This window comes from Pseudarthrobacter sp. NKDBFgelt (genome assembly GCF_046097905.1).
Taxonomy (GTDB): Bacteria; Actinomycetota; Actinomycetes; order Actinomycetales; family Micrococcaceae; genus Arthrobacter; species Arthrobacter polychromogenes.
In genome coordinates this window covers 1-13451 of sequence record NZ_JBJURL010000096.1, presented here as the reverse complement: position 1 = coordinate 13451, position 13451 = coordinate 1, and the positions used below count along the sequence as shown (strand labels likewise).

Sequence of the window (13451 nt, the reverse complement as noted above, 5' to 3'; positions counted from 1 at the left end):
CGTCGCCCGATCCCTCGCAGCGCAGCACCCGGCCCCCGCTGCTGGTCATGGGGCTGCTGGCCACGGCGCCGGTGGATGGCGCGCCGCCGGCCGTACGCACCGGTGAAGGAGCCTGTGGCTTTCCGGTGGAGGATGGGACTGTGAGCAGCCGGTCCACCGCGTCCACCACCATTGCTGCCCGGGCAAGGTCTGCCTCCCCGCCCATTTCCAGAAGGGCGCCCAGTACGGGGCCCTGGTTGTAGGTGTAGACCGTGCGTTCCACCAGCACTTCCCCGGCCGGGCCAAGCCGTGCGCCGTCCAGGTACAGGCCCTGGTCCGGGTCGAAAAGGGTGGCATCCAGCCAGTCCAGCAGCGCCCGGGCTTTCTGCGGGTGGCCGGTCCGGGCAAAGTGGAGCGCTATGGGCGCCGAGGCCGGGGTGTTCTTGAAATCCCGTTTCTTGCTCCAGAAGGCGCCGCCGTTCAGGTCATCCGTGCAGGCGGCCTCGAACTGCAGGGTAAGGGACCTGCGGACGCGGGCGTTGCGCCGGCGGCCGCGCCTGCGTGCCTCCCCGGCGAGGGTGTCGAGCCGGTGGGTGGCGAGCGCCAGCCAGGCCATGTCGTCGTAATAGCTGTTGACAAAGGTGAAAGCGTTGCGCAGGCGGATCCCGGTAACCAGTCGGGATGCCAGCCGCCCGGCACTGGGGTGGCCGGGGCCGTTGAACCTGGCGGCCGGCGTGGCGCCGTTGGCCAGTTCCCGCCGTCCCGCATCAACCAGGCAGTCAACATAATGTGCCTGCCACCAGTAATGCCAGGGGCCTGCCAGCGCTCCCTTGGGGTCCTTGTGCCATGCGGGGGAAGGCCATTTCACGGCCCCCAGGTGGGTGCCTGGCAGGAAGAACAGCCTCCGCCCGAAGAGCGCGGTTACGGACTGTGCAGCCTGGTTGGCTCTGGCGTCCCAGCGGAACGGGTCCTGGCGGGCGGGGGCGGGGTCCAGGCGGGTCATGCTTTCCACCCTAACGCGCGGCCCCGGCCCGGTCCCGGCCGGCCGCTGGTGCGGGTTACCGGTATTTCAGTTAACATTCACTAACTAACACCTGGCGGCCTTAAGCCGCCGCGGGCCCGCATCAAGGAGGATGTATGGACGTCAAAGGCGCTGTTGCACTGGTGACCGGGGGAGCCTCCGGCTTGGGGGCGGCTACTGCCCGGAGGCTGTTCCGCGACGGCGCTTCCGTGGTGCTGGTCGACCTCCCGTCCTCCGGCGGCGCGGCCCTGGCAGAAGAGCTCAATGCGTCCCGGACTCAAGGGCGGACCGCCGTCTTTTCCCCCGCAGACGTGACGAACGAAGCCGAGGTGCAGGCCGCCGTCGGCACCGCCGCCAGACTGGGGCCGCTGCGCATTGTGGTGAACTGCGCCGGGATCGCCACTCCCGGAAAGGTCCTTGGCCGGGACGGCGTGCTTCCCCTTGAAGCATTCAGCCGCGTCATCCAGGTGAACCTGATCGGCACCTTCAACGTCCTGCGGCTGGCGGCGGCCGCGATGGTTGAGACGGAGCCGGCCGTCACGGAACTGGGCGGCCCGGAACGCGGCGTGATCGTCAACACCGCCTCCGTTGCCGCCTTCGAGGGGCAGATCGGCCAGCCCGCCTATGCTGCTTCCAAAGGTGCCGTGGCGGCCATGACCCTGCCCATCGCACGCGAACTGGCGCGCTCGCTTGTGCGGGTGGTCACTATCGCCCCCGGCATCTTCGAAACGCCCATGATGGCCGGGCTGCCCCAGGACGCCCAGGATTCCCTGGGCGCACAGGTGCCGCATCCCTCCCGGCTCGGCAAACCCGGCGAATACGCGGCCCTCGTGGCGCACATCGTGGAGAACGCCATGCTGAACGGAGAGACCATCCGCCTGGACGGGGCCATCCGGATGGGACCGAAATGATGGGGGCTGAGAGAACTGCGCCTCAAACGGCCGGGCCTGAAACGATGCCGGACAGCATGCCGGACCTGCCCTCCGCAGACTTTTTCGCCTTTGAATCGCTGCTGGACCGGAAGGAACGGGACAAGCTGGCCGAGCTGCGGGAATTCCTGGCGGCGGAGATCGCCCCTTACGCGGGGGACTGGTGGAACAAGGCCGAATTCCCGGCGCACATCCTGCCCAAGCTGGCTGCCCTGGAGCTGAGCACTCCCGCTGAGCGCGGCTACAGCCACCTGTTCGCCGGCCTGGTCATCGCCGAGATGACGCGCGTGGACACCTCGATCGCCACGTTTTTTATGGTCCACCACGATCTGTTCGTTCAGTCGCTGTACGACTTCGGCAGTGAGGACCAGAAGCAGCGGCTGCTGGCCGACGCCTCCAGCCTGCGCATCACCGGTGCGTTTGCCCTCACCGAACCGAACCACGGCTCGGACGTTGCCGGCGGGATGGAGACGCGGGCGCGGCGGATCTCGTCGGCCACCGGAGAGCCGGACGACGGCGGCGATACCTGGGTGCTGAACGGCGCGAAGCGCTGGATCGGCAACGGGACGTTCTGCGACTACATGCTGGTGTGGGCCCGCGACGAGGCTGACGGGTCCGTGCGCGGGTTCATTGTGGACGCCACCCTGCCGGGCGTCAGCCGGACCCGGATCGAAAACAAGATCGCGTTGCGGACGGTGCAGAATGCGGACATTGTCCTGGCGGATGTGCACGTGGCCGAGGCCGACCGGTTCGCGAATATCAGCAGTTTCGCCGACACCAGGGAGCTGCTGCGGGGTTCACGGATCATGGTGGCGTGGCAGGCCGTAGGCCAGCAGCTTGCCGCCTTTGACGTCGCCCGGCGGTACGCCGTGGAGCGGCATCAGTTCGGCAGGCCGCTGGCCCAGTTCCAGCTCATCCAGCAGCAGCTGGTGACCATGCTGGGCAACGCCGTGGCCGGCATGGGGATGATGGCCGGACTGGCACGGCTGCAGGATGAAGGCGCCGCGGACATGCCCCAGGTGGCACTCGCGAAGTCGTACGTGAGCGCACGGATGCGGGAGACGGTGGCCCTGGGCCGGTCCATCCTGGGCGGCAACGGCATTGTCACCGACTACCGGATGGCGAAGATCTTCTCCGACGCCGAAGCGATCTACACGTACGAAGGGTCCTTCGAAATCAACACCCTGATCGCAGGCCGGGCCGTCACCGGAATGTCAGCCATCGCCTGATTCAGCCAATCAGCTCAATCGGACGCGGGCAGCTTCTCGCCCGCCTCCACGCGCACGTCCAGCGAATTGTTCTTCACGGGCATGGGGCACGTGCCGTAGGGGGTGAACGCGCTGGGATAGTTGATGGCGCGGTTGAAGTCCAGGACCACCGAATGGTCCGGCCGCGGGCGGGGCACGGCGAGCTTCCGCCAGTCATCCGTGGATTCCCCGTTGGTTTCGTCATGGAACGTGACGGTCAGCGCCCCGAGCTTCTCCCCTTCCGCCTGCAGCCGGAACTCGTGGCCGCTGCCGGGGACCCGGAACACCACCTCACCCACGCTCCGGTGGACGCCGTCCACCAGGGGGTTGGCTGTGGCGATGGGAACATCCACGGGCGCGGGATACGGCTCGAACCGGCCCGCCACCTCCCACTCCGGTTTGTAGCCGTAAGTGGGGACGCCGGTGAATTCGGTGAGCACCGGCGAGGCCGCGTCCCGGGTCCGGATCGCGTAGCGCCCGGCCCGCCTGGCCAGTTCCACCACCACCTGGTCCCCGCCGGGGCCGCCGAACTGCACCCACATCAGGGACTCCTCATCGGCAAGGGCCGCCGTGATGGTCCCGGGCACAGCGTCCCCTGACTCCACCAGGGACAGCCCGTCCGCGGGCACTGAGGTGAGTGACGCCGTCGTACCATCCGTTGACCAGAGGCCGGGTGCCAGTTCGACGGCGGCGGGAGAGTCCTCCAGCCACTGGAACGAGGTGAGGGTGAGCCAGCCGTGGGGGGCAGCGAGGGCCTTGTTGCGGTTGTCGCGGAAGCGCTGCCAGCGTTCCACCTTGGCGGCCGGGAGGGTGCCCATGGTTCCTTTCGAGCGTTTCGGTTTGCCCCGGCTACAACCGCTCCGCGCCGTTGTTCATTCCGGCGCTTGCCTTGTCCGGGCCGGGGAGTACTCTCGGAACCAGCAGGCAGGTTGCTTCACAGCCTTCGCGCCTGCATTTCACACGACTTTCAAGCTGTCTGCTTTCCACAGGAGGAGGCCATGAAGATTGCGGTGCTTGGCACAGGCATGGTGGGGCGGACCCTCGCGGGTGCGTTCACCGCGCTGGGGCATGACGCGGACATCGGAACCCGGGATCCGGGTGCCACGTCCGCCAGGACCGGGCCGGACATGATGGGTGCGCCTGCGTTCAGCGAATGGCATGCCGCGAACCGTCACATCCCGCTGACAACGTTCGCCGAGGCTGCGGGGGCCGCCGAGTTGGTGGTTAATGCCACGAACGGCGCTGGAGCGCTGGAGGCACTAAGCTCGGCCGGGGCAGCACGGCTTGCCGGCAAAGTGCTGATGGACGTGTCCAACCCCCTGGATTTCTCCCAGGGCATGCCGCCGGTACTGAACCCCGTGAACACGGACAGCCTCGCCGAGCGGATCCAGCGGGCCTTCCCCGGCGCGCGGGTTGTGAAGACCCTTAACACGATGAATGCCGGACTGATGGTGGATCCGCGCCGGCTCGCCGGCGGCGACCATTCCGTCTTCCTGTCAGGGGATGATCCGGACGCAAAGACCGTGGTCAGGGGTTTGCTGGAGGAGCTGGGCCACCGCGATGTGATCGACCTGGGCGACATCACCACGGCCCGCGGCGCCGAGATGCTGCTTCCGCTCTGGCTGCGCCTCTACTCCGCCCTGGGCACACCCAATTTCAATATCAAGGTGGTCCGCGCGGTTGAATAGGTGCCGTGGACATACTTGCTGGAGTAAGCACCGAGTGGCTGAGGGCCTTGACCTGGATCGCCGCCGCCGCAGCCGGCCTGGCGGTCCTTCTGTGGCGCCCGAGGCGGCCCCACCTTGCAGGTTTGGCCGCAGTGCTGGTGTTCATGGCCGCCAGCGCGGGCGCCGGGATCTACGTGCTGAACCACTTGGGGGACGGCCGCTGGGGCGGTGACCGGCAGTCCCGGCTGAGCCCGCCCCCGCTTTCCGATGCACCCATGGTGGGGCAGTTCCTGGAACCGCTGGAAGGGATGCTGGGCGGCGTGGCCGACGGCGTCAACGAGTTCGTTGACTTCCGGTCTGCCCTGCCGGTGGCACTGGAGTTCTTTGCTGCCGCGGGCTGGGCCCTGGCGCTTTCAGTGCCGCTGGCCCTGGTGGCCATGGCAGCCGGTGCCAGGGCTGCCCGGCGCCGCACCGCGGAATTGACCGCGTACCGGGCTGAAGTTGAACAGCTCCGAAAGGAGCTGGACCACGTCAAACGCCATGTAGGTTACCCCGTACGCGACATTATCTGAGACGGATTCACCCACGGCGCCGCACTGCGGGTAGCATCTTTAGCTAGTTACGTGGCTCACAGTATCCAGCGCAGTGTACGAGCCAAGTCCGAACCCTCGAAAGATAGTTTCCATGGCTCACACTGCAACGAATCCCGAAACCGATCTTGCCTCCGAACTGAGGGCAGACGTCCGCCGCGTGTCCACCCTGCTGGGTGAATCGCTCGTCCGCCAGCACGGTCCCGAACTCCTTGACCTGGTGGAGCAGGTCCGCCTCCTCACCAAGGAATCCAAGGAAGCCGCCCGGGGCGGCGCCGATGCCACCGGCCCGTGGAGCGCACACGACGTCGTAGCCCAGGTCCGCGAACTCCTGGGCTCACTGCCCATCGAGCAGGCCACCGACCTGGTCCGTGCCTTCGCCTTCTACTTCCACCTCGCCAACGCGGCGGAACAGGTCCACCGGGTCCGCGGCCTGCGGACCCGCGCCGAAAAAGACGGCTGGCTGGCCAAGACCGTAGCGGACATCGCAGAGCAGGCGGGCTCCGGCGTGCTGCAGGAAGTGGTCAACGGGCTGGACGTCCGCCCCATTTTCACCGCGCACCCCACCGAAGCCTCGCGCCGTTCGGTGCTGGACAAGATCCGCAAGCTTTCCGACGTCCTGGCCCAGCCCAGCGCCGAGGGCACCACAGCCCGGCGCCGCCAGGACCGCCAGCTGGCCGAGATCATCGACCAGATGTGGCAGACCGACGAACTCCGCCAGGTCCGGCCCACGCCGGTGGACGAGGCCCGCAACGCCATCTATTACCTCAGCAGCATCCTGACGGACGCCATGCCGGAGATGCTCACCGAACTCTCTGAACTGCTCGGCGAGCACGGCGTGACCCTTGCCTCGCAGGAAGCGCCCATCCGCTTCGGCTCCTGGATCGGCGGCGACCGCGACGGCAACCCCAACGTCACCGCGGCAGTCACCCGCGAGATCCTGCAGATCCAGAACCAGCATGCTGTCCGGATCAGCATCGGAATGATCGATGAACTGATCTCCATCCTGTCCAACTCCACCGCGCTCGCCGGCGCGGACCAGGAGCTGCTGGACTCCATCGAGGCGGACCTGGAGAAACTGCCCGGCCTGGACAAGCGCGTCCTGGAGCTCAATGCCCAGGAGCCCTACCGGCTGAAGCTCACCTGCGTCAAAGCCAAGCTGATCAACACGGGCAAGCGGGTGGCCGCAAACTCCAATCACGAGCACGGCCGCGACTACAGCGGAACCGGCGAACTCCTTGCGGACCTTGAGCTCGTGGAACTCTCGCTCCGGAACCACTCGGCGTCGTTGGCTGCTGACGGCGCGCTCGCCCGGGTCCGCCGCGCCATTGCCTCCTTTGGACTCCACCTGGCCACCCTGGACATCCGCGAACACGCGGACCACCACCACGACGCCGTCGGCCAGCTGATGGACCGGCTGGGCGGGCCGGGCGTGCGGTACGCGGAACTCAGCCGCGGGCAGCGGCTCGAGGTGCTCGGCTCCGAGCTCGCCTCCCGCCGGCCGCTGTCCGGACACCCCATTAAGCTCGACGGCGCCGCCGACGGCACGTACGACGTCTTCCGTGAGATCCGCCGCGCGCTGCGCGCTTACGGCCCTGACGTCATCGAGACCTACATCATCTCCATGACCCGCGGCGCCGATGACGTGCTTGCCGCCGCCGTCCTGGCCCGTGAGGCCGGCCTGGTGAACCTTTTCGGGGAGAAGCCCTACGCCAAGATCGGGTTCGCGCCGCTGCTGGAGACCGTGGAGGAGCTGCGCGCCTCGGCCGAAATCGTGGACCAGCTGCTGTCCGATCCGTCCTACCGGGAACTCGTGCGCCTCCGCGGCGACGTGCAGGAGGTCATGCTGGGCTATTCGGACTCCAACAAGGAATCCGGCGTGATGACCAGCCAGTGGGAGATCCACAAGACCCAGCGCAAGCTGCGCGACATCGCCGCCAAGCACGGCGTGCGCGTGCGCCTGTTCCACGGCCGCGGCGGATCCGTGGGCCGCGGCGGCGGACCCACCTACGACGCCATCCTGGCCCAGCCCAACGGCGTTCTGGAAGGCGAAATTAAATTCACCGAGCAGGGCGAGGTCATCTCGGACAAGTACTCTCTGCCTGAACTCGCCCGCGAAAACCTGGAACTGTCCCTCGCCGCCGTGCTGCAGGGCTCTGCCCTGCACCGCGATCCGCGCACCTCGGCGGACCAGCGGGAACGGTACGGGCACGTCATGGAAACCATCTCCGACGCCGCTTTCGAGCGGTACCGCAAGCTGATCGACCATCCGGACCTTCCCGCCTACTTCATGGCCTCCACTCCGGTGGAGCAGCTGGGCTCCCTGAACATCGGCTCCCGCCCGTCCAAGCGCCCGGACTCCGGCGCGGGGCTCGGCGGGCTGCGCGCCATCCCCTGGGTGTTCGGCTGGACGCAGTCACGCCAGATAGTGCCCGGCTGGTTCGGCGTTGGCTCCGGCCTCAAGGCCGCCCGCGAGGCCGGCAACACCGCGCAGCTGGTGGAGATGTGGGAGAACTGGAACTTCTTCCGGTCGGTGCTCTCCAACGTGGAAATGACCCTGGCCAAGACTGACCTGGACATCGCCGGCTACTACGTCTCCACCCTGGTCCCCGAAGAGCTCCACCACATCTTCCGGGCCATCCGCGAGGAATACGAGCTCACCGTGGCCGAGGTGCAGAACCTGACGGGTGAGAACCTGCTCCTGGACGCCCAGCCCACGCTGAAGCGCTCGCTGGAAATCCGGGACCAGTATTTGGACCCCATCAGCTACCTCCAGGTGGAGCTGCTCCGCCGTGTCCGGGCGGAAGCTGCCGAAGCCGCTGAAAAAGCGGACGGCATCACCGGCGCGGAGATCGACGAACGGCTGCAGCGGGCCATGCTCATCACCGTCAACGGCGTGGCGGCAGGCCTCCGCAACACCGGCTAGCCCCGACGCTCTCTCACCTAATGCCGGTTTTTCCCCAACGCTCTATCACGGGTGCGAGAGCGTTGGTGGTTTTCCTGCAGAAAGTGAGAGAGCGTTGCAGGGCCTTGGGGGACAGGGGAGCCGCCGGGATAGGCTGGAGGGCATGCCTTCCTTCCAGACCCGACTGAAAATCACCGGGCTGCGGCCGGGCAACCCGCCCGAGGCCGTCATGGACACCGCGGTGGAAGTCCTGGGGACCCGGCACCATGTGGAGGCCCACCAGCTGCAGCTTGCCGGGGGAGTACCGCAGCTGACCCTGCGCTTCCTCGTTGACGCCACCGAGTACAGCGGCGAGAACCGGCAGGCGCGGGATTCGGCAGCCATGATGCGTGACGCCGTCGAACGCGTGGCCCTGACCGTGCTGCGCCGCAGCCGCGGCCGCTGGACGCCGGTGTAGCGGGTGGTATAAGGCGGGGGCTCAGGCTTCGGGAGCCAGCGGGCCGGGTTCCTCCACCGCTGACGGATTGCCGCGCCGGCGCGTGGCAATAACGCCGACGGCGGCCCCCACCACCAGGCCGAGCACCACCCCGATGAGGGAGCTGGCCCAGAACGGCAGCCCGGTGGCCGAGCCGGTGAAGTAGCCCAGGCCCACCAGCCAGCAGGCCCAGAGCACCGCCCCGATCCCTGCGCACAGGCTGAAACCCCGGACGGCGACATTGGCGATGCCGGCTGCGGCGGAGGTGGCAAGGCGGCCGCCCGGGATGAACCTGGCTCCGATGATGGTCCCGTACGTGGAGGACCGGCCGGCCCTGGCAATGGCGTCATGGATCCCGCGGTGGACCTTGCGGCCCCAGGCCCAGCGGTCCAGTACGTGGCTCAACCGCCGCCGGAAGAGCTGGAAAACCACCATGTCGCCGACCCAGGACGCCACGGCGGCAAGGAACCCCACCAGGAACACGTTGGTCCGGCCGTCCGCGGACAGGGCGCCGCCGGTGATCACCACCATCTCGGAGGGGATCAGGGGAAAAATGGCGTCGCCGAGGACCACGGGGATGATCCAGAAATAGATCGCCGACCCCCAGCTCTCAGCGTTGCCGAAGTCCATGGCCACAACGTACCGCAGATTCGGCCGGCCGGCCCTGCCCTTACGGTTCGGAGTTCGGTGACCGGCTGAGGTGCTGCCCCGCCAGGAAGTACCAGTAGGGCCAGGCGACCCAGGCGGCTGCTCCCGCCGCGACCCCTGCCCCGCCGATGCCGTAGCGGACCCAGAGGGGAAGCTGCTCAGCCCAGGTCAGGCCAGCCACCGGCAGCGCCACCAGCAGTGTGCCTCCGATGGCCTGTCCAAGCCGGGCGAGGTTCCGCGGGTAGGCGCCGGAGGCCAGGAGCGCCCGGTGTGCCAGCAGGAACCACCCGGCCTGGACCGTCATGGCCGCAACCGAGACAACTGTGGAACTCTTGAAGTCGAGCTGTTTGAAAACAAGCAGGAACGAGCTTGCTGATCCGGCGGCGCAGGAAGCGGTAACCACCCATTTGCCGGCCTCCGAGGCACCCGTCCGCGGCAGCCGGCGGTGCACCTGCAGGATCACGGGGATGGCCGCCAGGTTGAACAGGGCACCTGTTGCGTCATTGATGGTGCCGAAGACGTAGGGGCCGTTGCGGGGTACTTCCACTGCATACATGGCGCCGAGGGTGGCTACCCCCACTGCGCCCAGGCCCGCGGCGGCATAGGCGGCCCTGGCTGCGGTGCGGTCGCCCGGGATCCAGGCCAATGCGTCCATGATGGTTCCTTGCCTTGCCCCAGGTACCCCTCAGGATAGTCCTGTCCGGACCGGCCATCCAGGGGGCGACGGCGGATCAGGCCTGGCCCGGACCTGCCTCGCTGAGTTCCAGCCCGCTGCGGTACTCCACGGGCTCGCAGCTCATGGGATCCACGAACCGGATGCCGCGGGCCAGGAGCTGGAGGGGCCGGGTGTAGTCGTCCGGAGCCTTGTCCAGCAGGTCCGGGTAGAAGGCGTCGTTGACGATGCCCAGCCCCAGCGACGCCATGTGCACCCGCAGCTGGTGCGTCTTTCCGGTGTGCGGCTCGAGCCGGTACCGGGCCAGCCGCCGGGGACTGTCCGGTGTCGCGGCAGAGGTGCCGGCCGCACCCGACGCAGCGCCGCCGTCGAACGTTTCCAGCCGCTCGATCCGCGTTTCCGCGTTAGGTTCGCCGTCGATGACCTCGGCGAGCAGGTAGCTGCGCGACTTGGTCATCCGGTTGCGGACCACCACCGGGAAGCCGACGGCGGGATAACCCTCCGCGGGGTCTGCGGCGGACACACACTCGTATTCCTTCTGGACCTGCCGCTTCTCGAAGAGCACCTGGTACCTGCCGCGGGTCCGGGGATTGGTGGAGAACAGCAGGACCCCGGCCGTCATGCGGTCCAGCCGGTGCATGGGGATCAGGTCCGGCAGCTCCAGTTGGTTGCGCAGCCGGACCAGCGCCGACTCCTGGATGTAGGTGCCGCCGGGGGTGGTGGGCAGGAAGTGCGGCTTGTCCACCACCAGCAGGTGTTCGTCCTGGTGGAGGATGGTGATCTCCACCGGAATCCGCGTCTCCGGCGGGAGGCTGCGGTAGTACCAGATGAACGTGTGGTCCTGCAGGGGAGTGGTGCGGTCCAGCGGCACCCCGCCCTCGCCAACGATCTCGCCGGCGTCGAACCTGTCCTCAATGCCCTGCGGGTCGATGTGCCCCCAGCGGTGCATCATGTAGTCCATTGCCGTGTCCCAGGGGCCCTCTCCGGGGAGGCGCAGCCGGGTGGCGTTGACGCCGTCGCGCACGGGAAGAGGGGATTGCATCACCGGACCATTCTACCGGCGGGTCCTGCCGCCCCTGGCGGCGCCTCCAGCGAACCGGTCACCGAACACAAAAAAGTTCTTGACAATAAAATTTGTCGGTAGCGATACTTGAAGCATGTTGGAGATAGCCGTCATCGAGGATCCCGCCGCGGCCGAGGCGTCGCTGGACCCGATCCGTACCCGGATCCTTCGCGAACTGGTGCAGCCGGCCTCGGCAACCCAGCTCGCGGTGCGGGTGGGCCTGCCGCGGCAGAAGGTCAACTACCACCTCAAGGCCCTGGAAAAGCACGGCCTGGTGGAGCTGGTGGAGGAGCGGCGCAAAGGCAACATGACCGAACGCATCCTCCAGGCCACAGCGTCGTCCTACCTGATCTCACCCCAGGCGCTGGCCTCGGTATCCCCGGATCCGGGCCGCTTTTCCAGCCATTTTTCGGCGTTCTGGCTGCTGGCGCTTGCGGGCCGCATGGTCCAGGAGATGGGAAAGCTGATCGCCGGCGCGGCCGCTGCCCGCCAGAAGCTTGCCACCTTCGCGGTGGACGGTGAAGTCACGTTCCGGACTGCGGCCGACCGCGCAGCGTTCGCCGAAGAGCTCGGCGTGGCGGTCACCCGGCTGGTGGACAAATACCACGACGGCGACGCACCCCGCGGGCGCCGGCACCGGCTGGTGGTGGCGCTGCACCCCGTTCTCAAACCGGCCAAAGAACCTACAGAAACCCCTTCAGGCAAGGAGCAGGGCAATGACTGACAACCGCAACTTCGACATCGTCTACGACACCGAACTTCCGGGCACGCCGGAGCGGGTCTGGGAGGCTGTGACCACCGGAACGCCCGCGTGGATGTTCCCTACGGACGGGTGGCCGGACGTCAAGACCGTCCAGGAGTATCCCACCCACCTGGTCTCCCGGATTGAGGGCCCGGACGGCTGGTTCAACCAGCTCGAGCATGTGCTGGAACCGCTCGACGGCGGCCGCGCCCGCCTGCACTATGTCCACAGCGGCATCTTCGCGGACAACTGGGATGAGCAGTACGACGGCGCCAGCCGCCACACGGAGTTCTACCTCCACACCCTGGGCCAGTACCTGAAGCACTTCGACGGGCAGCCCGTGGTGTTCACGGACATCCAGGCGCCGGCAGCGTCCCAGTCTCCGGACGGCTTCGCGCGGCTTCGCAACGCGCTGGGGGTGGACTCCGCGGGGCAGGGTTCCCGGGTGGATTTAAAGCTCGACGGCGTGGGCCGGCTTTCGGGGGAAGTGGACTTCTCCAACGAGTACTTCCTGGGCCTGCGCACATCTGACGCCATGTACCGGTTCTTCGGCCGCAACGCCTGGGGCGCTCCGGTGGGGATGACCGTGCACGATTTCAGCGGCACCGGGGACCCGGATGCCACGGCCAAAGCCTGGGGCGGCTTCCTGGAAAAGGCCTACGCGTAGGAGTCCGGGGCGTGGTGGCCGGCAGGGCATGTTCTCCCGCCGGTCATGCGATGGCCACGGCTGGTGCGCTCTTCAGGGTCCGGCGGAGCTGCGGGGCGGCCTCGAGCCGATCCTGCGCTGAACGCAGGGCCAGGACCGCGGCCTCGAGCTTGTCCGGCGGCAGGGTGAAGGGCACCCGGAGGTAGCGCTCGAAGGCGCCGCCTATCCCGAAGCGCGGGCCTGCCGCCAGCCGGATCCCGAAGTCGGGGGCGATGACGGTCAGCGCAGTGCTGATGGGAGCGGGCAGCCGGCACCATGCGGACAGTCCGCCGGAGGGGTAAGCCGCCTCCCACTCCGGCAGGTGGCCGGCAAGGAGTTCCAGGAGGGCAGCGCGGCTGTCCCGGAGGGCGGCAATCCGTGCCGGCAGCGGCTCGTCCAGGGCTCGGACCAGGTGCGCTGCGGCCAGCTGTTCCATGAGGGGGCCGCCGAGATCAAGTGAGGTCCGGGCCGCGGCAAACCGTTGGACCAGGTCCTCCGAGGCCCTGATCCAGCCGGTGCGCAGCCCGCCCCAATGGGACTTGCTGAGCGAACCGATGGTCACCACTGCCGGACTGAACGCCGCGACGGGAGCGGTCTCCACGCCATCGAGGTTAAGCTCGCGCAGCGTCTCGTCCACCACCAGAACCGTTCCCGCGGCAGCAGCTGCCCGGACCAGGTGGCGGCGCTGGAGGTCGGGCATCAGCTGGCCTGTCGGATTGTGGAAGTCGGGCACCACGTAGGCCAGCCGGGGCCGCTGCTGCTGCAGGACGGCCTGCAGGGCGGCCATGTCCCACGCCTGCGCAGCCCCGGCTGGCCTACGTGGTGCC

Annotated in this window: 14 protein-coding genes; 8 read left to right on the top strand and 6 right to left on the bottom strand. The window is 68.0% G+C overall.

The genetic code is table 11. From position 1 onward, the window contains the following. The coding region (locus ACKAE7_RS18655) for a glycoside hydrolase family 76 protein (RefSeq protein WP_408979981.1) at window positions 1–982 on the bottom strand (982 nt) is incomplete at its 3' end. 134 nt (window positions 983–1116) lie between these two features. On the opposite strand from ACKAE7_RS18655, the gene ACKAE7_RS18650 reads away from it, so the two are divergent. Continuing rightward, window positions 1117–1911: an SDR family NAD(P)-dependent oxidoreductase gene (locus ACKAE7_RS18650; protein ID WP_188811494.1), complete on the top strand. Its 795-nt coding sequence runs from the start codon at window positions 1117–1119 to the stop codon at window positions 1909–1911. Window positions 1912–1955: 44 nt separating this feature from the next. Next, on the top strand, window positions 1956–3158 hold the full coding sequence (locus ACKAE7_RS18645) for an acyl-CoA dehydrogenase family protein (protein ID WP_408979980.1): 1203 nt from the start codon (window positions 1956–1958) through the stop codon (window positions 3156–3158). 14 nt (window positions 3159–3172) lie between these two features. On the opposite strand, the gene ACKAE7_RS18640 is transcribed toward ACKAE7_RS18645, so the two are convergent. Next, window positions 3173–3994 carry a DUF1684 domain-containing protein gene (locus tag ACKAE7_RS18640; protein WP_408979979.1) on the bottom strand — a complete coding sequence of 274 codons (822 nt, stop codon included), beginning with the start codon at window positions 3992–3994 and terminating at the stop codon, window positions 3173–3175. A gap of 180 nt (window positions 3995–4174) precedes the next feature. Here ACKAE7_RS18640 and ACKAE7_RS18635 point away from each other — a divergent pair, with 180 nt between their 5' ends. The 4 genes from ACKAE7_RS18635 (at window position 4175) to ACKAE7_RS18620 (ending at window position 8795) form a co-directional block, all read left to right on the top strand. Continuing rightward, window positions 4175–4864, top strand: a complete 690-nt coding sequence (locus ACKAE7_RS18635) for an NADPH-dependent F420 reductase (RefSeq protein WP_408979978.1) — start codon at window positions 4175–4177, stop codon at window positions 4862–4864. Window positions 4865–4869: 5 nt separating this feature from the next. Further along, window positions 4870–5415 carry a hypothetical protein gene (locus tag ACKAE7_RS18630; protein WP_408979977.1) on the top strand — a complete coding sequence of 182 codons (546 nt, stop codon included), beginning with the start codon at window positions 4870–4872 and terminating at the stop codon, window positions 5413–5415. A gap of 112 nt (window positions 5416–5527) precedes the next feature. Further along, window positions 5528–8359 (top strand): phosphoenolpyruvate carboxylase, encoded by a 2832-nt coding sequence (ppc, locus tag ACKAE7_RS18625; RefSeq protein WP_191035300.1) that lies wholly within the window; start codon window positions 5528–5530, stop codon window positions 8357–8359. A gap of 142 nt (window positions 8360–8501) precedes the next feature. Then, window positions 8502–8795, top strand: a complete 294-nt coding sequence (locus ACKAE7_RS18620) for a hypothetical protein (RefSeq protein ID WP_408979976.1) — start codon at window positions 8502–8504, stop codon at window positions 8793–8795. Between the two features lie 21 nt (window positions 8796–8816). Here the strand turns inward: ACKAE7_RS18620 and ACKAE7_RS18615 are convergent, their stop codons facing one another. The 3 genes from ACKAE7_RS18615 to ACKAE7_RS18605 form a co-directional block, all read right to left on the bottom strand. After that, the gene (locus tag ACKAE7_RS18615; protein WP_408979975.1) at window positions 8817–9443 is read right to left on the bottom strand and encodes a DedA family protein; all 627 of its coding nucleotides are present in this window, start codon (window positions 9441–9443) and stop codon (window positions 8817–8819) included. 40 nt (window positions 9444–9483) lie between these two features. After that, complete coding sequence (locus ACKAE7_RS18610; protein ID WP_188811506.1) at window positions 9484–10116, bottom strand: hypothetical protein; 633 nt, start codon at window positions 10114–10116, stop codon at window positions 9484–9486. 76 nt (window positions 10117–10192) lie between these two features. After that, a complete protein-coding gene (locus ACKAE7_RS18605; RefSeq protein ID WP_188811670.1) occupies window positions 10193–11176 on the bottom strand; it encodes an RluA family pseudouridine synthase in 984 nt (327 codons plus the stop codon). 115 nt (window positions 11177–11291) lie between these two features. Here ACKAE7_RS18605 and ACKAE7_RS18600 point away from each other — a divergent pair, with 115 nt between their 5' ends. Both ACKAE7_RS18600 and ACKAE7_RS18595 read left to right on the top strand, forming a co-directional pair. Further along, on the top strand, window positions 11292–11921 hold the full coding sequence (locus ACKAE7_RS18600; RefSeq protein WP_408979974.1) for a helix-turn-helix domain-containing protein: 630 nt from the start codon (window positions 11292–11294) through the stop codon (window positions 11919–11921). Further along, the gene (locus ACKAE7_RS18595) at window positions 11914–12606 is read left to right on the top strand and encodes an SRPBCC domain-containing protein (RefSeq protein WP_408979973.1); all 693 of its coding nucleotides are present in this window, start codon (window positions 11914–11916) and stop codon (window positions 12604–12606) included. The genes ACKAE7_RS18600 and ACKAE7_RS18595 overlap by 8 nt, the downstream gene beginning before the upstream one ends. A 43-nt stretch (window positions 12607–12649) precedes the next feature. On the opposite strand, the gene ACKAE7_RS18590 is transcribed toward ACKAE7_RS18595, so the two are convergent. Continuing rightward, on the bottom strand, window positions 12650–13451 hold an 802-nt coding region (locus tag ACKAE7_RS18590; RefSeq protein WP_408979972.1), incomplete at its 5' end, for an aminotransferase class I/II-fold pyridoxal phosphate-dependent enzyme.

Coding starts and splice junctions, on each gene's coding strand:
- ACKAE7_RS18605 (WP_188811670.1), bottom strand. CDS start 11,176: ATGCAATCCCCTCTTCCCGTGCGCGACGGCGTCAACGCCACCCGGCTG.
- ACKAE7_RS18610 (WP_188811506.1), bottom strand. CDS start 10,116: ATGGACGCATTGGCCTGGATCCCGGGCGACCGCACCGCAGCCAGGGCC.
- ACKAE7_RS18595 (WP_408979973.1), top strand. CDS start 11,914: ATGACTGACAACCGCAACTTCGACATCGTCTACGACACCGAACTTCCG.
- ACKAE7_RS18650 (WP_188811494.1), top strand. CDS start 1,117: ATGGACGTCAAAGGCGCTGTTGCACTGGTGACCGGGGGAGCCTCCGGC.
- ppc (WP_191035300.1), top strand. CDS start 5,528: ATGGCTCACACTGCAACGAATCCCGAAACCGATCTTGCCTCCGAACTG.
- ACKAE7_RS18600 (WP_408979974.1), top strand. CDS start 11,292: ATGTTGGAGATAGCCGTCATCGAGGATCCCGCCGCGGCCGAGGCGTCG.
- ACKAE7_RS18645 (WP_408979980.1), top strand. CDS start 1,956: ATGCCGGACAGCATGCCGGACCTGCCCTCCGCAGACTTTTTCGCCTTT.
- ACKAE7_RS18620 (WP_408979976.1), top strand. CDS start 8,502: ATGCCTTCCTTCCAGACCCGACTGAAAATCACCGGGCTGCGGCCGGGC.
- ACKAE7_RS18635 (WP_408979978.1), top strand. CDS start 4,175: ATGAAGATTGCGGTGCTTGGCACAGGCATGGTGGGGCGGACCCTCGCG.
- ACKAE7_RS18640 (WP_408979979.1), bottom strand. CDS start 3,994: ATGGGCACCCTCCCGGCCGCCAAGGTGGAACGCTGGCAGCGCTTCCGC.
- ACKAE7_RS18615 (WP_408979975.1), bottom strand. CDS start 9,443: ATGGACTTCGGCAACGCTGAGAGCTGGGGGTCGGCGATCTATTTCTGG.